22 protein-coding genes and 1 pseudogene are annotated in these 23,468 nt (G+C 62.2%); 12 read left to right on the top strand and 11 right to left on the bottom strand.

All coding sequences use genetic code 11. The features are described from left to right. Positions 1-145: 145 nt before the first annotated feature. Together AB8Z38_RS27375 and AB8Z38_RS27370 are read right to left on the bottom strand one after the other, a co-directional pair. On the bottom strand, positions 146-904 hold the full coding sequence (locus tag AB8Z38_RS27375; protein ID WP_369720814.1) for an SDR family NAD(P)-dependent oxidoreductase: 759 nt from the start codon (positions 902-904) through the stop codon (positions 146-148). Positions 905-959: 55 nt separating this feature from the next. Continuing rightward, complete coding sequence (locus AB8Z38_RS27370) at positions 960-1,538, bottom strand: TetR family transcriptional regulator (RefSeq protein WP_369720813.1); 579 nt, start codon at positions 1,536-1,538, stop codon at positions 960-962. A 237-nt stretch (positions 1,539-1,775) separates the two neighbouring features. On the opposite strand from AB8Z38_RS27370, the gene AB8Z38_RS27365 reads away from it, so the two are divergent. Both AB8Z38_RS27365 and AB8Z38_RS27360 read left to right on the top strand, forming a co-directional pair. Then, positions 1,776-2,948 (top strand): acetyl-CoA C-acetyltransferase, encoded by a 1,173-nt coding sequence (locus AB8Z38_RS27365; protein ID WP_369720812.1) that lies wholly within the window; start codon positions 1,776-1,778, stop codon positions 2,946-2,948. 191 nt (positions 2,949-3,139) lie between these two features. Then, a pseudogene (locus AB8Z38_RS27360) lies at positions 3,140-4,683 on the top strand (acyl-CoA synthetase). Positions 4,684-4,693: 10 nt separating this feature from the next. On the opposite strand, the gene AB8Z38_RS27355 reads toward AB8Z38_RS27360, so the two are convergent. Next, positions 4,694-5,236 (bottom strand): methylated-DNA--[protein]-cysteine S-methyltransferase, encoded by a 543-nt coding sequence (locus AB8Z38_RS27355; RefSeq protein WP_369720811.1) that lies wholly within the window; start codon positions 5,234-5,236, stop codon positions 4,694-4,696. Between the two features lie 139 nt (positions 5,237-5,375). Here AB8Z38_RS27355 and AB8Z38_RS27350 point away from each other — a divergent pair, with 139 nt between their 5' ends. The 5 genes from AB8Z38_RS27350 (at position 5,376) to AB8Z38_RS27330 (ending at position 10,573) form a co-directional block, all read left to right on the top strand. Then, a complete protein-coding gene (locus AB8Z38_RS27350; protein ID WP_369720810.1) occupies positions 5,376-6,194 on the top strand; it encodes an alpha/beta fold hydrolase in 819 nt (272 codons plus the stop codon). A gap of 2 nt (positions 6,195-6,196) precedes the next feature. Further along, positions 6,197-7,021 (top strand): alpha/beta fold hydrolase, encoded by an 825-nt coding sequence (locus AB8Z38_RS27345; protein WP_369720809.1) that lies wholly within the window; start codon positions 6,197-6,199, stop codon positions 7,019-7,021. A gap of 234 nt (positions 7,022-7,255) precedes the next feature. Further along, on the top strand, positions 7,256-8,056 hold the full coding sequence (locus AB8Z38_RS27340; protein WP_369720808.1) for a phytanoyl-CoA dioxygenase family protein: 801 nt from the start codon (positions 7,256-7,258) through the stop codon (positions 8,054-8,056). A 164-nt stretch (positions 8,057-8,220) separates the two neighbouring features. After that, positions 8,221-9,549, top strand: a complete 1,329-nt coding sequence (locus AB8Z38_RS27335) for an NAD(P)H-dependent oxidoreductase (protein ID WP_369720807.1) — start codon at positions 8,221-8,223, stop codon at positions 9,547-9,549. 106 nt (positions 9,550-9,655) lie between these two features. Then, positions 9,656-10,573 carry an NADP-dependent oxidoreductase gene (locus AB8Z38_RS27330; protein ID WP_369720806.1) on the top strand — a complete coding sequence of 306 codons (918 nt, stop codon included), beginning with the start codon at positions 9,656-9,658 and terminating at the stop codon, positions 10,571-10,573. A 45-nt stretch (positions 10,574-10,618) separates the two neighbouring features. Here AB8Z38_RS27330 and AB8Z38_RS27325 read toward each other — a convergent pair whose 3' ends face one another. Further along, the gene (locus AB8Z38_RS27325) at positions 10,619-11,590 is read right to left on the bottom strand and encodes an MBL fold metallo-hydrolase (RefSeq protein ID WP_369720805.1); all 972 of its coding nucleotides are present in this window, start codon (positions 11,588-11,590) and stop codon (positions 10,619-10,621) included. 402 nt (positions 11,591-11,992) lie between these two features. Here AB8Z38_RS27325 and AB8Z38_RS27320 point away from each other — a divergent pair, with 402 nt between their 5' ends. After that, entirely contained in the window at positions 11,993-12,361 is a 369-nt protein-coding gene (locus AB8Z38_RS27320) for a lipocalin-like domain-containing protein (protein WP_369720804.1), read from the top strand. Between the two features lie 1,036 nt (positions 12,362-13,397). Then, positions 13,398-14,189, top strand: a complete 792-nt coding sequence (locus tag AB8Z38_RS27315; RefSeq protein WP_369720803.1) for a dienelactone hydrolase family protein — start codon at positions 13,398-13,400, stop codon at positions 14,187-14,189. Positions 14,190-14,261: 72 nt separating this feature from the next. On the opposite strand, the gene AB8Z38_RS27310 is transcribed toward AB8Z38_RS27315, so the two are convergent. The 4 genes from AB8Z38_RS27310 to AB8Z38_RS27295 form a co-directional block, all read right to left on the bottom strand. Beyond that, positions 14,262-15,536: a serine hydrolase domain-containing protein gene (locus AB8Z38_RS27310; protein WP_369720802.1), complete on the bottom strand. Its 1,275-nt coding sequence runs from the start codon at positions 15,534-15,536 to the stop codon at positions 14,262-14,264. A 275-nt stretch (positions 15,537-15,811) separates the two neighbouring features. Further along, on the bottom strand, positions 15,812-16,033 hold the full coding sequence (locus tag AB8Z38_RS27305) for a hypothetical protein (RefSeq protein ID WP_369720801.1): 222 nt from the start codon (positions 16,031-16,033) through the stop codon (positions 15,812-15,814). After that, complete coding sequence (locus AB8Z38_RS27300) at positions 16,009-16,746, bottom strand: alpha/beta hydrolase (protein WP_369720800.1); 738 nt, start codon at positions 16,744-16,746, stop codon at positions 16,009-16,011. Before AB8Z38_RS27300 ends, AB8Z38_RS27305 begins: the two co-directional genes overlap by 25 nt. Before the next feature lie 152 nt (positions 16,747-16,898). Next, the gene (locus tag AB8Z38_RS27295; protein ID WP_369720799.1) at positions 16,899-17,726 is read right to left on the bottom strand and encodes a sigma factor-like helix-turn-helix DNA-binding protein; all 828 of its coding nucleotides are present in this window, start codon (positions 17,724-17,726) and stop codon (positions 16,899-16,901) included. A gap of 1,239 nt (positions 17,727-18,965) precedes the next feature. Here AB8Z38_RS27295 and AB8Z38_RS27290 point away from each other — a divergent pair. The 3 genes from AB8Z38_RS27290 to AB8Z38_RS27280 are packed head-to-tail and all read left to right on the top strand — an operon-like array spanning position 18,966 to position 21,235. Next, a complete protein-coding gene (locus tag AB8Z38_RS27290; protein ID WP_369720798.1) occupies positions 18,966-19,628 on the top strand; it encodes a hypothetical protein in 663 nt (220 codons plus the stop codon). Continuing rightward, positions 19,625-20,056 (top strand): helix-turn-helix domain-containing protein, encoded by a 432-nt coding sequence (locus AB8Z38_RS27285; RefSeq protein WP_369720797.1) that lies wholly within the window; start codon positions 19,625-19,627, stop codon positions 20,054-20,056. Before AB8Z38_RS27290 ends, AB8Z38_RS27285 begins: the two co-directional genes overlap by 4 nt. Before the next feature lie 33 nt (positions 20,057-20,089). Further along, positions 20,090-21,235, top strand: coding sequence for an acyltransferase (locus AB8Z38_RS27280; protein WP_369720796.1), 1,146 nt, complete (start codon positions 20,090-20,092; stop codon positions 21,233-21,235). A gap of 63 nt (positions 21,236-21,298) precedes the next feature. On the opposite strand, the gene AB8Z38_RS27275 is transcribed toward AB8Z38_RS27280, so the two are convergent. The 3 genes from AB8Z38_RS27275 to AB8Z38_RS27265 form a co-directional block, all read right to left on the bottom strand. Then, positions 21,299-22,363: a serine hydrolase domain-containing protein gene (locus AB8Z38_RS27275; protein ID WP_369726621.1), complete on the bottom strand. Its 1,065-nt coding sequence runs from the start codon at positions 22,361-22,363 to the stop codon at positions 21,299-21,301. Positions 22,364-22,583: 220 nt separating this feature from the next. Then, positions 22,584-22,895 carry a DUF3303 domain-containing protein gene (locus tag AB8Z38_RS27270; RefSeq protein WP_369726620.1) on the bottom strand — a complete coding sequence of 104 codons (312 nt, stop codon included), beginning with the start codon at positions 22,893-22,895 and terminating at the stop codon, positions 22,584-22,586. A gap of 164 nt (positions 22,896-23,059) precedes the next feature. Then, on the bottom strand, positions 23,060-23,395 hold the full coding sequence (locus AB8Z38_RS27265; protein WP_369720795.1) for a GYD domain-containing protein: 336 nt from the start codon (positions 23,393-23,395) through the stop codon (positions 23,060-23,062). Between the last annotated feature and the right edge of the window lie 73 nt (positions 23,396-23,468).

The following is a 23,468-nucleotide window of genomic DNA, read 5'->3' as shown; positions in this document are numbered from 1 at the left end:
TGCGCCCTCTCCCCTTGTGGGAGAGGGCATGTACGCTGTGAGTCAGGAATTCGCTTGGGTGAGGGGTCTGTCTCCGTGGGTGCAAACCCCTCATCCGGCGCTTCGCGCCACCTTCTCCCACAAGGGGAGAAGGAAAGGGGCGGAGTTACCTCGGCGCCATACAGATCGCGCCGTCGAGACGGATGGTTTCGCCGTTGAGCATCGGATTCTCCACGATGTGCACCGCGAGCGAGCCGTATTCACTCGCATCGCCAAGGCGCGTGGGATGCGGTACCTGGGCGCCCAGGCTCTTGCGAGCCTCTTCGTTCAGGCCCATCAGCAATGGCGTCAGAAACAGGCCGGGTGCGATCGTGTTGACGCGGATTTTCTGGCTGGCGAGATCGCGGGCTGCCGGGAGGGTCAATCCGACGACGCCGCCTTTCGAGGCCGAATAGGCGATCTGGCCGATCTGGCCTTCGTAAGCGGCGACCGAGGCCGTGTTGATGATGACGCCGCGCTCCTCGCCGATCGGCTCGGCCGTGACCAGGCGCTCCGCGAACAGCCGCAGGCAGTTGAACGTCCCGATCAAATTGACGTTGATGATGCGGGCGAACTTGGCCAGCGGATAGACGCCGTCCTTACCGACGATGCGCTGCGAGCCGCCGATGCCGGCGCAGTTCATCAGCACGCGCGCGACGCCGTGGGCGGCTTCCGCCTTGGCGATCGCGCCCTTGATGCCGTCCTCGTCGGTGACATCGGCATGAAGAGCGACGCCCTTCACTTCGACGGCAACCTTCTCGGCGTTTTCCTTGTTCTGATCGATCACGCCGATCCTGGCGCCCTTGGCGGCCATGGCCCGGGCGGTCGCGGCACCAAGGCCCGACCCACCGCCGGTGATGAGAACGGCAACGTCTTTCAACTGCATCGCAAGCTACCTTTCCTTGGGCGTTTCTTCTCTAGACTTCTGAGTTCTGGCCGGATCATCCGGCCGCGGCAGCTTCCTCACCTTGCGTGAGGATGCCGCCGCAGATCAGCGTTTCCATGTGCTTGATATATTGCCGGCAGACGTCGTCGGTGACCGGGCCGACGCCGGTCGCGCGAGACATCGCGTGCCGGCCGAAGAACAGATGATCGCAGGCGCCGATCAGGCTGGTGTAGAACAGCACCGGATCGGTTTGGCGAAACTCGCCGCGGCTGACGCCTTCGGCGAGAAGGCGGCGATGAAAATCCAGCAGCGGCGCCACGAAGAACTTGGAGACTTCGTCGGCAGAGCCCGCAACGCTTTCGTGCAGCAGATAATGGATCAGCCGGTTCATGTAGGGAAAGCGGTGATAGGCGCGGATGATGCCACCGATATGCAGCTTCAGCTTCGCGGTTGGCGTGATCGGCTGCGCCAGCAGATATTCGAGGTGGGAGAGCTCCGTCCCCGCGTCCCGCTCGAGCAGCGCCAGCAGCAGGCCGTCCTTGTTGCCGAAATGATATTTGACCAGCGCGGCGTTGGCGCCGGACTTCTGGGCGATGTCGCTCAGCGAAATCTCGATCGACGAGCGCTCGATCATTAGCTCGCTCGCGGCCACGAGCAATTTCTCTGCCGTGGAATTCTTTCCGCTCGGGAGCCTGTTCGGTACGCTGGTGGTCACGGAGATCCCTGTTCTCGCCGTATGAGCGGGGCGCAGATAAGCCCAAGCAGCGCCTCCCCACAAGAGTTAATTGATCGATTGACTAAACGGTCTCGCACCCCTTAAATCCGTCCCGACAACCCAATTCGATACAGAACAATCCAGGGAGAGACCGAAATGGCCGAGGCATTCATCGTCGCCGCTGCGCGTACCGCCGGCGGGCGCAAGGGGGGCCGCCTCGCCGGCTGGCATCCGGCCGATCTCGCCGCCAAGGTGCTGGACGAACTGGTCGACCGCACCAAGGTCGATCCGGCTCTGGTCGAGGATGTGATCATGGGCTGCGTGATGCAGGTTGGCGAACAGTCCAACAACGTGGCGCGCAACGCGATCATGGCCTCGAAGCTGCCGGAGAGCGTGCCGGGCACCTCGATCGACCGCCAGTGCGGCTCCTCGCAGCAGGCGCTGCACTTTGCCGCGCAGGCCGTGATGTCGGGCGCGATGGACGTGGTGATCGCGGCCGGCGTGGAATCGATGACGCGGGTGCCGATGGGCTTGTCCTCGCAGCTTCCGGCCAAGAACGGCTTCGGCAATTACAAGAGCCCGGGCATCGAGCAGCGCTATCCCAACATCGTGTTCAGCCAGTTCACCGGCGCGGAGATGATGGCCGAGAAGTACGGCCTGTCGAAGAACGAGCTCGACGAGTACTCCTACAACAGCCACCAGCGCGCGATCGCAGCAACGCAAGCCGGCCACTTCAAGACCGAGATCGTGCCGCTGGAGATCACCCGCGCCGACGGCTCCAAGGACACCCACCACATCGACGAAGGCATCCGCTTCGACGCCACGCTCGACGGCATCAAGGCCGTCAAGCTGATCGCCGAGAACGGCAAGCTCTCGGCCGCCAGCGCCAGCCAGATCTGCGATGGCGCCTCGGGCGTGATGGTGGTGAATGAGCGCGGCCTGAAGCAGCTCGGCGTGAAGCCGCTGGCGCGCGTCCATCACATGACGATGATGGGCGGCGATCCCGTGATCATGCTCGACGCACCGCTGCACGCCACCCAGCGCGCACTGGAGAAGGCCGGCATGAAGATCGACGACATCGACCTGTTCGAGGTCAACGAGGCCTTTGCCTCGGTGCCGACGGCGTGGCTGAAGACCACCGGCGCCGATCCGGAGCATCTCAATGTCAACGGCGGCGCCATCGCGCTCGGCCACCCCCTCGGCGGCTCCGGCACCAAGCTGATGACGACGCTGGTCCACGCACTGCAGCAGCGCGGCAAGCGCTACGGCCTCCAGACCATGTGCGAAGGCGGCGGCATGGCGAACGTGACGATCGTGGAGCGGCTGTAGGCCGAGACGTCTTCACACCAATGATGTCGTCCCGGCGAAGGCCGGGACCCATAATCACAGCAGCCTGTGGTTAGGGCGAGCTGGGGCCACATGTAACTTAAATTACCGAAATTCGTGGTTATGGGTCCCGCCCCCGTGCGCAATTGCGCACTAGCCCGGGACGACATCTCGTGTGCCTTGGGACCGCGCTTATGACTCACCCCTCCATCCACGCCCGCACCACGCCCGACAAGATCGCCTACCAGATGGCCTCCACCGGCAAGGCCATCACCTATCGCGAGCTGGACGAGCTCTCGAACCAGGGCGCGAACCTGTTTCGTTCGCTCGGCCTGAAGGCCGGCGACCACATCGCGCTATTGATGGAGAACCGCCTTGCCTTCATGGAGATCTGCTGGGCGGCACAACGCAGCGGGCTCTATTACACCGCGATCAGCCGTTACCTGAAGCAGGACGAGATCGACTACATCATCGCCGATTGCGGTGCCAAGGTCGTGATCACGACACCGAAATGCGCCGACCAGATCAAGGGACTGATCAGGGGCGCCGCCGGCGAACCAATCTTCTACATGATGGACGAGCCGCTGCCCGGCTTTCGCTCCTACGACAAGGAGGCCGCTGCGCAGCCGACGACGCCGGTCGCGGACGAGGTCGCCGGCTATGACATGCTGTATTCCTCGGGCACGACAGGCCGGCCCAAGGGCATCAAGAAGGCGTTCGAGGGCAAGCCGATCGACGAGCCGAATGCCTTTTGCGCGTGCTCTGCGCCAACATGTGCGGCATGAATTCCGACAGCATCTATCTGTCGCCGGCGCCGCTCTATCACGCCGCTCCCTTGCGCTTCAACATGATGGCGATCGTGCTCGGCGGCACCTCGATCATCATGGAGCATTTTGACGCCGAGGATTTCCTGAAGCTGGTCGAGACATACAAGGTGACGCAGTCGCAGCTGGTGCCGACCATGTTCGTGCGCATGCTGAAGCTGCCGGCTGACGTGCGCAACCGCTATGACGTCTCGACGCTGAAGGGTGCGATCCACGCCGCTGCCCCCTGCCCGGTCGACGTGAAAGCAAAAATGATCGAATGGTGGGGGCCGATCCTGATCGAGTACTATGCAGGCTCGGAGGGCAACGGCGTCACGGTCTGCAATTCGCAGCAATGGCTGGAGCATCGCGGCAGCGTCGGTCGCGCCGTGGTCGGCAAGATCAAAATTCTCGACGAGAACGACGAGGAGCAACCGACCGGCGAGATCGGCACGGTCTATTTCGCCGATGCGCCTGTTTTCACCTATCACAACGATCCTGAGAAGACGAAGAAGGCCTACAATGCAAAGGGATGGTCGACGCTCGGCGATGTCGGCTATCTCGACAAGGACGGCTACCTGTATCTCACCGACCGCAAGTCCTACATGATCATCTCGGGCGGGGTGAACATCTACCCGCAGGAAACCGAGGACGTCCTCATCACCCACCCCGAGGTGGCCGACGTCGCCGTCTTCGGCGTGCCGAACGAGGAGATGGGTGAGGAGGTGAAGGCGGTGGTGCAGCCGCACGATCCGAAGCGCGCCCGCAAGGAGCTCGAGGCCGAGCTGATCGCCTTCTGCAAGGGCCGCCTCTCAGCGATCAAATGCCCGCGCTCGGTCGACTTCGAAGCCGAGCTACCGCGCACGCCCACCGGCAAGCTGGTGAAGCGCCATCTGCGCGATCGCTACTGGCCAAAGGCGGCGGCGAAGATTTAGTGCGGCAACCTCAATCGAACAGGCTCGGCGTGTGGTTCACCAGCGCGCCTTCGATCTCGAGCATCTTCAATTTCGTCACCACGCCGCCATTCGCGGAGAATCCGCCGGGCTTGTTGCCGGCCGCGAGCACGCGGTGGCAGGGCACCACGATCGGGCACGGGTTGTGCCCGAGCGCCTGGCCGACATCGCGCGACAGCTGGACGCCGCCGAGGCGCTTGGCGATGTCGCCATAGGTCATGGTCTTGCCGGGCGGGATGGTGCGCGCGATCTCGTAGACGCCGCGGTTGAAGTCGGGCACGCCGTCGAGATCGAGCGGGATGTCGGCGAGATCGTCCGGCTCGCCCGCGAGCATCTTCACCATGCGGTCGATCGCCTCTCGCACCTCGGCGGTCGGCTCCGCCTCGCCCGCATCGGCATGGCGCTGGCTGATCCGCGTGCGGATTTTCTGCTCGCCGCCCATCGGAAGCTGCACGCCGTTGATGCCGCGAGGCCCCCAGGCGATGGCGCAGAGGCCGATCCTTGTGTCGAACAGGGTGAAATGCTGGTCGGTCATGGCTTGGTTCCTGGCTTGCGTCCTCGTCGCTAGCTCTCAGTGTGATCTGAAGCCAAATCTAGGCTTGGAAATAGTTGCGATCCACCCGGTTTCCGGGAATCTTGCACAGGAGTTCCGCTTCCCGCTCGCGAGCCCCAGAATGCAAAGCCTCCACGTCAACGGTTACGATATGCCCTATCTCGACGTGGGCGAGGACAGGGGCGGGCCGCCGCTGGTCTGCGTGCATGGCTCGCTCAACGATTTCCGCGTGTGGGGCTGCGTGCTTGGACCGCTGACACAGCGGCGCCGAGTCATAGCCGTCAGCCTGAGGCATTTCTTCCCCGAGCGGTGGGATGGGGTCGGCGACACCTATTCGATCGCCCAGCATGTCGACGACGTCATCGCGTTCATCGAGAAGCTCGATGTTGGTCCGGTCGACCTGATGGGCCATTCCCGTGGCGGACACATCTGCTTCCGCGTCGCGCAACGCCGGCCGGAGCTGCTGCGGCGGCTGATCCTCGCCGAACCCGGCGGCGAGCTCGATGCGAGCCTCGATCCCGACTATGCCGGCGGCCCCTCGCCGCTGCTGGCGCGCTTCACGGCCTCGGCCGAGAAGATCGCGGCCGGCGACGTCGACGGCGGTCTTGCCGTCTTCGTCGACACGCTGGAGGGTGCCGGCACCTGGCCGCGGTTGCCGGCGATGGTGAAGCAGAACCTGCGCGACAACGCCATGACGCTGATCGGCCAGGTCCGCGACAATCGCCCGCCGTTCTCGAAGGCGGATGCTGCGTCGATCAAGATGCCGACGCTGTTCATCCTGGGGGCGCGGACCAAGGGGCTGCTGCCGAAGGTGCTGCATGCGCTGGCGACGCATGTGCCGTACTCGAAGACGGCGATCATCCCGAACGCGACGCATCCGATGTTCGAGCAGGCGCCGCAAAAATACTCCGAAGTCGTCCTGGATTTTCTGGCGGGCTGATCATGCAAAGCTTTCGCGTCAACGGTTACGACATGGCCTATCTCGAAATCGGAGACGGCCCGCCGCTGGTCTGCGTGCACGGCACGCTGGGGGATTTCCGCACCTGGTACTCGGTGCTCGGCCCGCTGTCGAAATCGCATCGGGTGATCTCGGTGAGCTTGCGGCACTTCTTTCCCGAGCATTGGGACGCCGTGGGCGACGACTACAAGATGGCGCAGCACACAGCCGACGTGATCGCCTTCATCGAGCAGGTCAGGCCCGCGCCGGTCGATCTGATGGGGCATTCGCGCGGCGGGCACATCGCGTTTCGCGTGGCGCAGGCGCGGCCGGATCTGCTGCGCAGACTGGTGCTGGCCGAGCCGGGCGGCGATCTCGATGCCAGCCTGCCTTTGCCCGAGGGCACGCCAATGCATCCGCCGCTCGCCGCGCGCACCGCCCGTTCGGTCGAGATGATCCGCGCCGGCGACATCGAAGGCGCGCTGCAGAACTTCTACGAAGGCATCGAAGGCGACGGCTCGTGGCGGCGGGTGCCGGCGGCGGCGAAGCAGCAATTGCGCGACAACGCGCTGACATTCCTCGGCCAGATCAACGAGCAGCGCAGGCCCTACACGCTCGCCGACGCGCAGGCGATCAGGACGCCGACGCTGCTGATCGGCGGAGGCGCGACCACCGGCAGCCTGTCGATGATCTGGCGCGTGCTCGCCGAACATATCGCGGGCGCCAGGACGGCGGTGATTGCCAATGCCGGGCACTGGATGTTCGAGCAGGCGCCGCTGGAATATGGCGAGGCGGTCACCGCGTTTCTGGCGGAGTCCACGAGCAGCTAGAGAGCAATTTCTCGCGAAAACAACCCCATGCACAGTAGCCGAGCCAAGCAATATCAATGGCTTAGGGGATCCGGACATAACGCCAATAACGGTATCATAGTAGAGCTTGACGCTCCTGACCGGGCTCATCAGTCTCGATGTCAATTTCCACCGCGACAGAGATTGCGGGTCAATGGATTCCGGGTTCACGCTTCGCGTGCCCCGGAATGACAAGAAAAAACAGGAGGACGACCGATGAGACTGTCCGAGGCGCAATTGGAATTCTTCCATCGCGAGGGCTGGCTGTTTTTGCCCGAACTGTTCAGCCAGGAGGAGGTCGATCTGCTCGCGCGCGAGGCGGTCGGGATCTATGACACCAACCGGCCCGAAGTCTGGCGCGAGAAGAGCGGCGCGCCGCGCACGGCCTTTGCCGCGCATCTCTACAACGAGGCGTTCCGCATCCTGGGCGCGCATCCGCGCATGATCGATCCGGTCGTGCAGCTGTTCGGCGAACAGGTCTACATGCACCAGTTCAAGATCAACGCGAAATCGGCCTTCACCGGCGACGTCTGGCAATGGCACCAGGATTACGGCACCTGGAAGCGCGACGACGGCATGCCGGAGCCGCGCGCGATGAACATCGCGATCTTCCTCGACGAGGTGATGCCGATCAACGGCCCCTTGATGCTGGTGCCGCGCAGCCAGAACGCCGGCGATCTCCAGGCCTCGCACGACCTTGCGACGACCTCCTATCCGCTGTGGACGCTGGACGAGGAGACCGTGACGCGGCTGGTCAAGCAAGGCGGCATCGTGGCGCCGACGGGAAAGCCGGGCGGCATGCTGATGTTCCACGGCAACCTCGTGCACGGCTCGGCCGGCAACATTACGCCCTATCCGCGCAAGATCGTATATCTGACGCTGAACGCGGTCTCGAACTACATCCGTAACCCCACGCGCCCGGAGTACATTGCGCATCGCGATTTCACGCCGATCAGGACGGTCGACGACGACGCGCTGCTGCGGCTCGCACGTGCGCCAAGGCAGGCGGCGGAGTAACTTCCGCGCACCTACACCCACAACCATCATGCCCGGGCTTGTCCCGGGCATCCACGTCTCGACACGATCGCTGGCGGCAGGGCGTGGATGGCCGGGACAAGCCCGGCCATGACGAGCTGATAGACACACGGTCTCACCAATTTCTGCCTCACTGGACATCCCCCATGAACCTCTTCCGCCTCCTCCAGGTCCGCGCCGCCGCCGGCAAGCCTGTCCGCGTCGCCCTGATCGGCGCCGGGAAATTCGGCTCGATGTTTCTGGCGCAGGTGCCGCATACACCGGGGCTGGAGGTGCCTGTTATCATCGACATCGACCGCGACCGCGCGCGCGAAGCCTGCCGCACCGTCGGCTGGGACGCAGATCGCATCGCCGCGACCGTCTTCACCGATGACGGCGCACGTGCGATTGCCGGCGGCGCGATGGATGTGGTGGTGGAGGCGACCGGCAATCCGGCCGTCGGCATCAGTCATGCGCGGGCGGCGATCGCGGCGGGCAAGCATATCGTGATGGTCAATGTCGAGGCCGACGCGCTGGCCGGCCCCTTGCTCGCCGAGGAAGCGCGCAAGGCCGGCGTGGTCTATTCGCTCGCCTATGGCGACCAGCCGGCGCTGACGGCGGAGATGGTCGACTGGGCGCGCGCCACCGGCTTTGGCGTCGTCGCCGCCGGCAAGGGCACGAAATACCTGCCGGCCTATCACGACGTGACGCCGGATAGCGTCTGGCAGCATTACGGTCTCACCGCGGGCGAAGCGCAGTCGGCCGGCATGAACCCGCAGATGTTCAACTCCTTCCTCGACGGCACCAAATCGGCGATCGAGATGGCGGCGATCGCGAACGCGTGCGGGCTCGACGCGCCCGCGGACGGTCTGCTGTTTCCGCCCTGCGGTGTCGACGACCTGCCGCACATCATGCGTCCCCGCGACAAGGGCGGCGTGCTGGAACGCTCAGGCGTGGTGGAAGTCGTCTCCTCGCTCGAGCGCGACGGACGGCCGGTGTTTCGCGATCTGCGCTGGGGCGTCTATGTCGTGCTGGAGGCGCCGAACGACTACGCCGCCGATTGCTTCAGGCAGTACGGCCTGAAGACCGACGCCAGCGGTCGATATGCGGCGATGTACAAGCCCTATCATCTGATCGGGCTCGAGCTGAACATCTCGGTGCTGTCGGCGGCGCTGCGCGGCGAGCCGACCGGACAGCCTTACGGCTTCCGCGGCGACGTCGCCTCTGTGGCAAAACGCAATTTGCGCGCCGGCGAAATGCTGGACGGCGAAGGCGGCTACACCGTCTGGGGCAGACTGGTGCCGGCAGCCGCGAGCCTGAAGGCCGGCGCCCTGCCCATCGGGCTGGCGCATCGGCTGAAGCTGAAGCACGACGTCGCCCATGGCGAGATCGTACGCTGGAGCGATGTCGAATTCGACGCCAACAATGAGACGATCAGGACGCGGAAGGCGATGGAAGCGGCGTTTGCGAACCGGGGCCAGTTGGTGTCCTCGTAGCCGAAACTGATTGGCGCGAGTTGGGCATGTCCGCTATCCCATGCCTTGCGGGCCCCCGGCTGGATGCAAACATCTCCCGAGAGACAAATGACGAGGAGATATTCCCATGAAGGCGATCGTTGTAACGGACAAGGCCGCGGGAAAGGCCGGGATGAAGCTGGTGAACCGGCCGGAACCGCAGGCGGCGATCAACGACGTCATCGTTCAGGTTCAGGCGTCGGGATTTGTCCCGACTGAGCTGGAGTGGCCCTCGACCTGGACCGATCGTCTCGGCCGTGGTCGAACGCCGTCGATCCCCGGGCACGAGCTCGCCGGAGTGGTCACCGCTCTCGGCTACGGCACGACCGGGCTGTCGGTGGGGCAGCGCGTGTTCGGCCTTGCCGACTGGTATCGCGACGGCACGCTGGCGGAGTATGTCGCCATGGAGGCGCGCAACCTGGCGCCGCTGCCGGGCGACGTCGACTACACGGTGGGCGCGAGCCTGCCGGTTTCGGGCCTGACCGCATGGCAAGGGCTGTTTCAACACGGCCGCCTTCAGGCGGGGCAGAGCGTGCTGGCGCACGGCGCTGCCGGCGCAGTCGGATCGATGGTGACGCAACTCGCGCGAGAGGCCGGCGCCTATGTCATCGGCACCGGACGCGCGGCCGACCGTCAGGCGGTGCTCGAGTTCGGCGCGAAGGAGTTCGTCGACCTCGACAACGACGCCCTCGAAGACGTCGGCCAAGTCGATCTGGTGTTCGACGTGATCGGCGGTGACATCCAGAAGCGGTCCGCAGGAGTGATTCGAGCCGGAGGAACATTGGTGACGATCGTCGGGCCGGCCGAAGCGCGGCCCGCCAACGGCCTGGCGGTTGACTTCGTCGTCGAGTCCGATCGCGCCCAACTAAGTGAGATCGTCCAGCGGGTGCGGGACGGACGACTGCGGACGAACATCGGCAAGATCTCGACCCTCGACGAGGCCGTCGCCGCCTTGAATCCGACCGAGCGACGCAAGGGGAATACGATCGTCCGCGTTCGCCCCTGAGCGACGCCCGCCATCCAATTGCCGAGGGATAGTGTCGCGGGGACACTACCCCTCGGCTGAGAATACGTAGCTGTTGCCATCCTTGGCCAGCGTGCCAACGTTCGGCATCAACCAGTGAGTACCCGAAATGGTGAGCTTGTCGGCGACCACGCGATCGAAGATCTTCCTTCGCGTTTCGACAGCCATCTGCGGATCCTGGTCGATAGAGAGCTGCCACTCGGGATTTGTTGAAATGTGTGGTGCAAGATTGACCACGTCAGCGCTGATCAGGAACTGTTCGCCGCCGGAGGTGACCAGATGCGCGACCATTCCCGGGCTATGGCCGGGCGCCTGAACGGCGTGCACACCGGGCAGGAGCTCCGGTTCTCCCTCAAAGGTCCTGACGTTTTTCCAAGTCGCCACCGTGGCCTGAATTCGCTGGGCGAGGCCTTTGCGTGTCGGTCCGAGATCGATCGACTCGACCCCCGGGCGCGTCCACCATTTCAATTCCGCGGCGGGCACCACGATGTCGGCATCCGGGAAGACCTGCGCATCGCTCTCATTGTTCATGAGGCCATAAATGTGGTCGCCGTGGAGATGGGAGACGAGGATCGTCTTGACTGCCTTGGGGTCAAGGCCCGCCGCCGCCATGCTCTCGAATAGTCGGCCGTTCCCCTCACCATAAATCGGATGACCGCCGGTACCCGAGTCGATCAGGACCACTTGATCGCGCAGCTTGAGCGCCATGACGATAAACCGCAGGGGCGCCTGATTATCGGGAAAACCGGCACCGCGCAACACGGTCTTGACCTGTTCGACGCTGACATTCCTGACCATGCCCTCCCGCAGCGGAACGTCACGCATGCCATCAATCAAAGAGAAGATTTCAATGTCGCCGACCTTGTATTTGCGGAAAGGTTGAGTGACGGACTGTTGAGCGTGAGCCGCGTCGACAAACGTGACCGGCCTGTCGAGTCCAAACGCGGCGTAAGCACCGGCTGCGCCAAGTGCCGGGTCCCGATGCGAGATATCGGACATCGTTCGGGACTCCCCGCTGACTGAATGGATCGAGCATATCAAGGGGATGTGCACTGCACAAGGTCGGCTTTGGGTCAACAGCGGCGGTTTCGGCCGTGGGCAGTCAGGGCCGGTCTACCCTCAACTTCGGACATGACCGGGCACGGCCCGGGCGATTGCGATGGGCCAGCCCCCGACAGGCTGGCGAGCAGCCTGCGGTCCGAAGGCTCGTAAGTTTTGATTGCTCAAGCTATCCTGATCATTGTCGAAGCTCGACTTGCCATTCATGGGAGAACTGCATGGCGCGTCTCGTTGCCTTATTGGTTGCTCTCTATTGCTATTTTCCGTCTGGACCTGCGTTTGCGGACGACGCATCGAAGCAGCTGGTCGGGAGTTGGAAATTGACCTCATGGACCATTCAAATTGTCGGCGGCGACGCCAGCGAACCATTTGGTCCCAACCCGAAAAGGTAGAGCGCTTTTCACGCCCGACGGATATGCGGCCTTCATCATTGTGGGGGCAAATCGCAAGCCTGCAACAAACAACGACGAGACGGCGGCGCTCCTCAAGTCGTTGAATGTCTACACCGGAAAATTCATCATCGACGGAGACAAGTTCACGACCAAAGTCGACATTTCGGGCAACGAGCTCCTCAGCGGGCAGGATCAGGTGAGATTTTTCAAGCTAGACGGTGACCGGCTGAGCATCCGAACCGCTGAACAAGTCAGCTCCGTGGGCATCTATCAGGGTAAGAAAGTCGTCGGCACTCTCGCTTGGGAACGCGAACCTTGAGGGGCCTGTGCATTTTGGCTCATTGCCCATTCGACAAACCACGCACTTTGAGCCGTGAGCAGGTCTTTGCGCCCGAAGGCAATTCAAACTCGTCGCCGTCCGGGGCGGTCGGCGACCACCAGTGGGGATGAACCTCTTGCCAAAATTCTGGTTGAGAAGAGCTCGAAAGATCGTTCATCGCATAAGCCCTTTCACGCGGCGCGATCATGCAAAAAGAACAATCAAGGTTACCCAGCGCGCACGAACGGTTGAGCCCTGCGCGACACCCATCACCTTCGCTGCTGCGCTAAAAATCACGATCACGTTCCCTGTCCCTTGCTCTCCACCTCTGCCACCGGCTGCATTGGGATCGCGGCGTCGGCTTTGCGCTTGGCCAGTTGCCAAAACTATGGGGACAAGTCGTAACATGGAACGCAACAGAGTTTTCAGAAGAACGGACCGCTCCGGGTCAATCGCGTCAGTCTGGCGATTAGCCGAGCAGTTCCGGGCCTCCCCGATGAGCGGCCATCGTCAGCATCGGTGGACAGCCGCGGCATAAAGACAACAGCTGCCCGGAGGCGGCTAGTCGTTCTCTCGGATGCAAGGAACTTGGAAGCAACTCTGGCCGTCCGTGACCAAGAGCGTTGTCAGGCAGCGAGCCAATGTCCCTTGTGAATATCGAACTTCACGACGCCGTCGTCACGCATCTTCAACAGGAGCGATTGGCAGTCGTCCTCATGTTTGATGTTCACGCGCTTCATGATTTCGAAAGCCTTCAGAGGCTTTTCGCGAAGTGCAATTAGAATCTTTTTCTCGATCGGTCATTGGAGTTCCTAACATTAGCTTCGAGATGGGCCAAACGGAGTTCGCGGTACCAGCTTAACAATGGGTCAAGCGAGGGATGTCTGCAGTCCTGAACTTACGCTGCGGATAGACTGACACAACCTGCTACATTAGCCCTGTTGCGAAGACGAGGCGAGGTAAAATGGGCACACGAGCCGGAGCATGTCTTGGGTTAGCCGTATTGGTTACGTGCGTTTGCACGAACGCCGTCACGATGGCACAAGAGTTGGTCAGGTTCGACAGTGCTCCAGTCCGCCTTGGCCAGCTCCAGCAGCGCTTGGCGCGCGAGCGTGGCGAAGCCCCGAAGGCGGCGGATACGATCGAGGGCTACCTCGCGAAACCTGAGGGCGACGGCCCATTCGCCGCCATTGTGTCTCTCCATGGATGCGATGGACTTTCGAAAGATGACCGAAAGTCCATCGCTCAATCCGTGACCGGTTTGGGGTATGTGTCACTTGCAGTCGATAGCTTTGCGACCCGTGGCATCAAAGACGCCTGCACCAAACCGATGCCTGCCCTGATGCTTGCCCGCCAAGCTGATGCCTTAGGCGCTCTATCCTATCTTTCCAAACTTCCTTTTGTCGATCCTCAACGTATCGCTGTCCTTGGAGGATCGATGGGTGGAACGGTTGCGCTGGAATTAGCGTCGTCCCACCACGTGGAAACATTCGACGCTCCTCGGGATCTGAAGTTCAAGGCCGCGGTGGCCTATTTTCCGGGGTGCGGCTTTGCTTCCGAGGAACTCATCGTTCCCACTTTAATCCTGATCGGCGAACTCGACGACTGGTTGCCTGCGAGGGACTGCGAACTTTGGATGAAGCGGCGAGCCGACAGGGGCGCGCCGGTTAAGCTGGTCGTCTATCCCGGTGCCTATCACGCCTTTAGCGTTCCGGCTTTCGCCGACGGCAGGGAAATGTACGGGCACTGGCTCAAGTACGATGCGGAAGCGGCCAGGAAGGCAATCATGGAGACGCAGAGTTTCCTCTCTGCTCAATTCTCCCATTGAGTGACAGCGAAGCGAATGCCCCATACGCGCTTGGAGCAGCTTCCGGTTGGTGCCGGAAGCAGACCTCGCAGCTCATTTGGCTTTTGGTGGCGTCACCCGAACTGCGCGACCACGGCCGACCACAGATGCCAGATTTCGGGAGACTTTTTCATCGACGGCGGTCTGCACCATGACCAGCTTGGAGGGCGGATCAACGAGGATGCGCTGCCCGAGGTAACCCAACAGTGCGAATTGCCGTCTGCTGCCGGGAAACAGGTAGACCTGATAGCCGTAGCCGAACCCTCCCTCGGCCTTTGCCAGATACGTCTCCGAGGCGCGCACCGTGGTCGCATCAATCACCCACTGTGCAGGTATGATCTGTTTGCCCTCCCACTCTCCGTCGTGGGCCAGCAGACGGGCGAGTCGCGCGTAGTCGCGCAGTACCGCATTGAAGAACCCGTGCGCTACCTCACCGCCTTCCGCATCAATCAGCCATTTGGCGTCCGCTTCCGTGCCGATCGGCTGCCAGACTTTTTCCTGGAGATAGCCACACATTGATTGACCGGTCGCGTAACGCAGCACGAGACCAAGCACATCCGTTTCGATGCTGGCGTAATGGAACCGCGTCCCCGGCGGCGCGATCCGTTGGTTGAATTGCGCGATACTCGCGACGGTGCCTCTTTGGGAAAACCAGTGCTTGCGCACCATGTCGCCCCACAGGCGATCGAGGTCGTCTCCGCTGCCTTTCGCTTCGTCGTTCTCTTCACCGAATTTCACGCCAGACGACATGTGCAGCAGCGCGCGGATCGGCGTTGCACCGTATTCCGTGCCTTTCAAGCCGGGAACATAGGTCCCCGCAGCATCGTCGATCGACTTGATCGCGCCTTCCGCGGTCGCGATCCCTATCAGCATGCCGGTGATCGATTTTGCCATCGACTGCGACATCAGCCGGTCTCGATCGCTGCGGCCGTACTGATAGCGCTCAACCAGAATCCGGTCGTCCTTGGCGATCAACAGGCCCGTCACCGGATTGCGCGCCAGATAATCCGCAAGCGAAGCACGGTTTCCCTTGTACTGGTAGCTGACATCCGCCGGCGTTCGCTTGAATGGCCAGGCCGTGGCCGCGCGATCGACGCGACGGGTCGGGAATATCTCATCATAGTGACTGAATGCGCCGACGCGGTATTTTGGCGAGGCCGGATTGCCGGGCTGGTAGATCCGCCACCGGTCCTTGATCGGGTAGTTCTCGCCCGCGCCGTAAAGTTCGGCGTCCGGGCCATCAGCGAAAAAGGACGGACCGCCACCGAATTCCGCAGCCCAACTCCATTTCGCCGATGCCGCAACGCAGGTTGCCACAAGTCCGGTCAAGACAGAGCGTCGCGAGAGTGCTTTCCCGGCGCCGGTATCGGACTTTGAAGGACTTCTCATCGCTCGCACCCTCCATATCCCGCCGCCGAGCGTACGCGATTTCGTGCCGAGCGACCAAGCATCGGATGTCCGCTTGGAGTCAAAACCAGCGGTAGGCCTTGGCTCAGCCCATACCCGGTTTGCCCCAGCGAGCCGACATGGCAGGGGTTCGAGCGAGCTTCGGCCAAGGGCTCACTTCCGGACTCATGCATTGACTTAGTGCCAAAGTCGAAGTGTCAGGTTGTCTGTGATCGTCGCGTGATTTGCACGCCCAACGCTTCGGTCAGGAAGGCGCACTGCCCCGCGCTCGCTTCCTCGAAAATCTCGCTTGGATGGTACAGCAAGCCGAAATGACCGCCATCGATATCAGCCCACTGCTTACGGCAGCGCATCAGCCCAAAGACGGCCCTCGTTACGTCGGGATTGCAGTGAATCATCTCGTCGTCGCGACCGGCCATGAGCAGGGTCGGCCCGCGAATGAACGGCGCCGCCAGATAGGCGCTGAACGGCACCACGTCGGTGGAATGACGCGAATGACACGGTTCTCCCACAATGTGCCATGCCGGCCGCCATAGTCGATGAACCAGCGGTAGGCCTGGATCGGCTTCAGCAGGGAGGGCGCGCCGATTTGATCGGCTGACACGACCGGTAGTGGTCCGGTCGTGGTTTCAGGCGTGCCGGTGATGTCGCCGCCGTCAAAGATCGTTTGCATGGTCTGGAAATGCCACTCGTCCGGCGGAAGCTTGGGCATTTCCATGCCGCAGGCCGGACATTGCACGGCGACCGCCGCATACCTCGGGTCGAGCGCGCCGACCGCCAGCGCAATCATGCCAGAATAACTATCGCCCCAGGCGGCGATCCTCTCGCTGTGGACGTCGGCGCGCGTGAGCAGATAATTCATGGCGTCGCGATAGCCGCGCGCCTGGAGCCACGGGTTGATCAGCTGACGCGGCTCGCCGCCGCTCAGCCCGAAATTGCGGTGATCGTAGAGCAGCACAGCGAGGCCGGCGCGACAGAACACCTCGGCATAGCGATCGAGGCACATGGTGATGGTCGCTGTGGTGCCATGCGTCATCACTACGGTGGACCAAGGCGCCGCCGCCTGCGCAGGGCGGTAGAAGCGCCCGCGCAATGTCGCGCCTTGGGAAGGAAATTCCACGACCTCAAACATCGTGCCCCTCACCGGCTCGTGCCAGAGCCGGATCCTAGTGCGCCGACACTGCCGTGGCTACTGTCAGACGACGGTGCCACGTCCGAGTTGGGTCAACCGCGGAAATCGTCGGTTAATTCGATCACTTCGTCGGCCCTGTCAAAAGGCAACCCTCATTTTGGCGGGGCGCGACGGGTTTTTTTAGCCGGCTTGCTCTGCCGTGGTGGATGCCGTTTCAACTTGCGCAGGGCCTTGGCCTCGATTTGCCGGATGCGCTCGGGGGTTACCGAGATCTCCCGGCCGATTTCGTCCGACGTGTGCTCGGTGGCGCCGATCCCGAACCGCATGCGGAGCACGCGCTCTTCCCGCGGTGTCAATGGCCCGGTTATCTGGATTTTTTCCCTCAACATCCCATGCTCGCTCAGGAGCCAGACCGCGGGACTTTCTGTTTCCCGGAACATCGCAGCCAGCAGATCCACGCCGTTGGTCTCGCGTTTCAGGCTACGGACAGCCGCAAGGTGAACAACGCGCCGGAATGCGACAGTCGGAGTGGTCCGGCCTTCGTCGCCACTCATCACCCAGGTCTTTAGCTTCTCGTCGATGTAAGTCGTTGCGGCCTGCCTGAGCTCTGCAAGATCGACCTCGGCTGCCTTGATCGCGACCGAAGCATCGGGATCATCGAGCAGTGCGAGCAGCAGATGTTCAAGAGTCGCGTATTCGTGGTTTCGCTGCTCCGCGTGGGCAAGAGCCCTCTTCAACGTCAGGTTAAGTTCGGACTTAAAGCCCGAGGGCCACGTGACATTCGCAGGCTGCCTCTCAGCCGCCTTTGGGTTGGTAGCAGGTACCCCCCGAATTGCGGCGGCAAGCCTATTCCAATCTGGCAACCCGAATATCTGTGCAATGAGTTCAAGGCTTTGGCCGAGGGTGACGTTCGTGCCCCTGGAGGCGAGCGAGGCACGCAGTGTATGTGCCATAACTTTGGCATCGCGATAATCGCGCATGGCTATTCCTTTGCTTCGACGCAACGGGAGATGCCAGTGCTTGCGTTGCTTGCCCGTTGCTCGGCAAAGGGCGCCGCACGATGCTGCGATACGTTCACCATACCCCGAAAGGTGCAAGCGGCAGGTCGTATCCACCCAGCGAAAATATGCGCAGCCGCCAAACTCTTGTCAACAACGGCACGGCGGGCTCTGCTTCGGGTCACAAGCGCTCCTCCATCAACCACTTCATTGTCATCGGCTTGCTGGATCGGCTCGACCCCAATCACACGGAGCGCACCCCGGCACTCAAATTCCCATCGCTCACCCCGACATCCGTTGCGCGATCATGTCGATCGCGACTCACCCTCAGATAGCTTTGCCTCTTCCAAATTGCCGGTACGGGAATGTTGTGATACAACCCTTGGCTGTCGGGGCGGCTGTTCCGTCCCGGATCTGGGGAGGTACCTTATGAGATTCTCGTTAGGCTTCGCCGTGCCGTCAGTCGTCGTGACCTTGTCAACCGCCTTGCTGTGCAGCAGCGCGGCAGTGTCACAACCCACACCAAACTCGTCACTTCCCGCCGTCTCGGTCGAAGCGCCGAAGGAAAGAGCTACGGTTGTGCCGAGGCAGGGGCCAACGACCGTGACATCTCATCGGGCATCTCATCGGGCAACCGGTTTGTCAGCCGCTCAAAACCCGGTGTTCGCGCCGAACACGGTGTTGGGCAGGATTGCCAGGCTGGAGAAATCCGCCAGCAGCTGCAACGGTGGTTGCGAAACGAGTTACAGGGTCGGCAACGCTCCCTGGGTCGGATGTAGCTATAGTGGCGGGGAGCCTTTTACCCATAGTGTCTCGCCGACGTGCCGAGACACACTCAGCTACAACACCTACGCGCAGTGCGTAGAGACCAAGAGTCTGCTTGGCGCGACGCCCAGAGAAACTCGGTGGCTTTGCACCAGCCTGCTGGCTGGTGGCAAGTTGCCCGGCGAAAAGCAGGTCGCCGACGCCAGGCAATCGGGCCGCCGCTGATCCACGCGTCCCGACGGCTATGTCCTGAACACGGATAGCATGGCTCGAAAGCTTCGAGCCATGCGGAATGCCGCTTAGGGCCGACAGGTAGCATTTGCAACCGGACGATCAGAAGCACATCGATGCGCCGATCGGCTGCGGACGAGAAGCGCCTATCCGGATCTTCTCGCAAGACCTCGAGGCCTTGCATCCAGCTATCGTTCGAGCCAGAAAAGCATTGGAGGTTCGCCAATGCTGCTCGAAACCGGAGTCCGAGGTGGCGCATTGGCGCTGCTTGGCCTGCTTGCGATCATTGTTCTTCCTGGCACGCTCCGATCGCCGATCGGTCGCGCCACGCTGCTATTCGACCTCTGCGTCATAGCGTTCCTCATCGAAACGGCTCCCGGACTACACGAGGAACTCGTCTGGTGGGTCATTCCACTGCGGATTCTCAGTAACTCAATCGCAGGCGTTTTCGTTGCGTGGGCCGAGACAGTGTTCGGGGACGCTTCTCAGTCGACGCGATGGAGGTGGGCGGTCTTCGCTGCTCTCCTGCCGCTCGCAGGCGTGGCAACCTTGTCCGGCTCGAGCTTGGCGTGGGATGCGACGCATGCCGCGACGCTCATCGTGGCCGTGGTCGAAACCGGCCGGGTGCTTGCAGGACGCAAAGCAGACCTGGTGGAGGGGCGACGACGCTTTCGGATCATTTTCGCCTGCGCTGTGGGTCTGGTCATCCTGGCAACAACAATGCTCGATGCAGCCGGCGTGCACTGGCTGCCCGGTCTTTCGGCCGTGCTGGGCTTGGCGATGGTCGCCGCGTTGATGCGTCTGCGTGCTGTCATGCCTGAGCCAACGCTCGAACCGGCGCCGGCCGCGCAAGGGGCCTTACCGTCGCCGTCGCGGCAACGGACATGAGCGCCGAGGAGCGCCAACTGACGGAGCGGCTACGGCGCGCGATGGAGCAGGATCGCACCTACCGCGACCCAGAGCTCTCGGTGGATCGGCTGGCCGAGCAATTGGGAGTCCCTGAATATCGTCTTCGGAGAACGATCAACCAGCGCCTCGGCTATCGGAACTTCACTGACTTCATCAACGAGCACAGGTTGAAAGAGGCGCGGGAGGCGTTGTCCGACCCTGCGCAATCGCGCGTCCCGGTCCTCACCATCGCCCTGGACGCCGGCTGGGGATCGATCGGTCCGTTTAATCGCGCGTTCAAGGGGCAAACCGGCCAAACGCCCACCGAATTTCGCCGTCGCACACTGGCCGATTTCGCAATCGGCCATATTTTGCCGGATTCAGCCAGGCCGGACGCGACTTCCGGCAAGACCCCGACCTCGGCATGAGGCCTGATCCAGGCGCAAGCCGGAGGACAGGTCATGCCTGGAGAGAGGCCGAGTCATCGGCTTTTATATATCGACAACCTGCGTTGGTCAGCGATCAGCATGGTGGTCGTCATGCACGCCGCCGTGACCTACTCGCCTTTTGGCGAATGGTATTACCGCGAGCATCCCGAACTGAGTATCGGAGTGAAGCTTGCCTTCGCTGCCTATCAATCCTTCCAGCACGCGGTGGCAATGGGTTTGCTCTTCGGCATAGCAGGCTTCTTTTCGGCCGGGGCCGTTGCGCGCAATGGCGTGGGCAGCTTCATCCGCGAGCGGCTGCGGAGACTTGGCCTGCCCTTGCTGCTCTATCTGACCGTGATTGGTCCGCTGACCGAATATTTCGTCGCAGGGTCGTGGCGATCGAACCCGCCGCGCACGTTCGTCGAGGACTGGTGGCTGCACCTCCGTTCAGGGGAGCTATTCGACGGCTCGGGTCCCCTCTGGTTCTGCCTTGTGCTTCTCCTGTTCTCGGCCGCCTACGCCGTGGTGTGCCGGGCGCGCCCGCTACAGTTCGCTCCGCGCCATCCTCCTTCGGCAGGGGCTGTGTTGGGTTACGCGGCCTTGATTGCCATCGTGACCTTCGTCGTCGGCGCGATTTTTCCGAACGCGAGGACTGTTCTCAACGTCGATGTCCACGACTTTCCGCAATACCCGCTGATGTATGTGGCCGGAATTGCAGCATGGAAAGGTGACTGGCTGCGCCAGATCCCATCATCTGTCGGACGACGTTGGTTGTGGAACGGCCTATGGGTCGGAGGTGCGCTGTGGATCATGCTGGTCGCTGCAGGCGGAGCCATGAGCGGCGACGTGTCGTCCTATGGCGGCGGTTGGCACTGGCAGGCGGCCGGCATGGACGCCTGGCGCTCATTCACCTGTCTTGCTCTCTCGTTGGGGGCAATCGTCCTCTACAGAGACCGCTTTGACGGCCAAGGACCCGTCGCTCGCTTCCTCACGCGCAATGCGTTCGGCGTCTACGTCTTGCACGCGCCGATCCTGGTCGCGATTACGCGTCTGCTGCATTTTTTACCTGCTTCCACTGGCCTCAAATTCGCGCTCGCCAGCCTGGGCGGCATCCTGGCAAGCTTTCTCATTGTCGGATTTGTGGCCCAGCGAACACCGGGTTTGCGCGCAGTTCTCTGAACATCGGCGATGGATGACAAGCGGTGGGCGCAGGGCAGTAAGGCCCGCGGCTGTGTGCGCCGGCTACGATATGCTCGCCAAAACGATTTCCCGTAGCACGCGCGTCGGCGGAATCGACTGATCTTCGGCGTCGTAATTTCCGGCCGTCAAAGCGATGACGAGCTGCAACGCCGGAATAATGTATAGCCGCTGGCCGCCTTCCCCCTGCGCCATCCACATGCGCTCGAGCCGGCCGGGCGCCCATCCCTTCGGCTTGCCGAAAGCTATATCGAGAAGAAACCATTGGTAGCCGTAACGGCGAAGCTCGTCGCAACTGACGACCAGTGTCGTGCAACGCTTGATCCATTCCGACGGAACGATCTGCCGGCCATCGAGCTGCCCTCCGGCGAGCATCAACGTGCCGATCCGTGAGAGATCGCGCACCGACATTCGCGCGCCTGACGCAGCGAACGGTTCGCCATCAGGCCCGGAGGCCCATTCGGTCGGCCCCATGCCGAGCGGATCGAAAAGTGACTCACGTGCAAATTCATGCAGTGACTTGCCCGAACCCTTTGCGATCAAGCGGGCCAGCAAGGCGGTCGCTCCGCCACAATAGACCCAGTGGGTACCGGGCGCGTCGAGCATCGGCCGCTCCAGTATGTAGCGATAGCAGTCGGGAGCGTTGTCCATGGCGATTTCGCTATTGCGAGGATCGGCATACGACAAGCTGGTCTCATCCCAATCCGATCCCAGGGTCATGGAGAGCGCGTGATGGACGGTAACGCGCGAGCGTTCCTCATTGGGATCACGATACTCCGGGAATCCGGAAAGCAAGCTCGCCTCGGGCGCGGGGACCTTGCCTTGCTGGAGAGCGATCCCATACAGCAAGGCCACGATGCTTTTCGAGCAGGATCGCAGATCATGCATCGTCTCCGCCGCAAACTTGACCATCCCGAGATCGCCGACGCCTCTCTGCCGATCTTGACCTTCGAAATAGCGCTCGATGATCAGCTTTCCGTTCTGGAGCACAACAAGACCGTGGATATTCCACAGACGCCGCTCGGCAATGGCTTGATCGAGCCTTCGGCTCACCTCGGCGGCGAATCTGTCGGAAGCAAACGTAGCCTGTTGCTGCCCCGGAGCCGGCATGATCGGCAAGCCCAGAGCTGCTCCTCCGAGTCCTGAAAGTATCTGGCGACGATTTGGCACAGCCGAAACCCCTCATCCGGGACATGCCGCTTTATAGCGAAGGGACAGCTTGCGGTGAAGGTCGGGTAGGGGTCATAGGAATACACCGCTCACGCGACAGGGCACGAGAGCCGGCGGCACGGCCATGGGACCTCGACGTTGCGGCGGCCGGGTGTGACGATCAGCTCTTCGACGCGCTCTGTGCCCACGCCAGAGATGCCGCAGTCAGCGGCACCGCGTCGCTGACTTCTATCACCGGGACGACGTTGACCTCGTTCCAGAAATTGTACTTCGAGACGAACGAGACGATCACCTTGGGATCGCTGGTCTCGACAAAAACGTAACCTCCATTGCCAGCGAGGTTCGACAGGAAGGCGTGGACCGTCAAACCATCCTCCGGCTTCCATTTGCTGAAGGCGGCCAATAGAGCGCCAGCGCCGGCAAAGTTTTCGGCATGAGTGAGCCCGGCGGTGCGGATTGTATATTCAATCATGTACCTCACGAAAATCTCCCTTTCAAAAATGAAACAGCTTGCCGGAGTTGCGTTGCGCTCCTTGGCTGCACGCCGCGGGGCATCAGCTGGCGGCAGGCCGATCAGACTGCCGCCAACCTTGAATTCAACTCGTCGACGTGAGGTCGCGCCGTCGACCGTCCGTCTCAACTGCCGGGCGGGGAGTACTTTCCCCGAAGCTGGCTTGCAGTTTGTCGGACCTTGCCGATCTCGTCCTGTGTCCAAAGCCTGATGAGGCTGACATTATGAATGGCGCCGGAGGCGACCACCGTGCCAGAAATCGCCGGTGCTGCACTGGGGTCAGGGACATCGAAGATGACCAGGACGCCCGGGCCTTCAGCAGCGGTGCTATACATCGATATCAGTTTTCCGCCGGCGGCTTCGATCAGGTTCTTGGCCGCTTCGTACCGATTGGTTTTGGGATTTTCCATGATGCTGTTGAGAGATCTTGGTGTGTATTGCCCTGTCATACAGAAATGCATGGTGACTTCCTCCTATCGGGGAATGTTCGAAAATTGAGACGTAAGATTTGCTTCGGGCTCAACAAAAATAGGC

The sequence above is a fragment of the Bradyrhizobium sp. LLZ17 genome (genome assembly GCF_041200145.1).
In the GTDB taxonomy this organism is placed as follows: domain Bacteria; phylum Pseudomonadota; class Alphaproteobacteria; order Rhizobiales; family Xanthobacteraceae; genus Bradyrhizobium.
The sequence above is the reverse complement of the archived record's forward strand: the minus strand, read 5'-3'. Positions and strand labels throughout refer to the sequence as shown.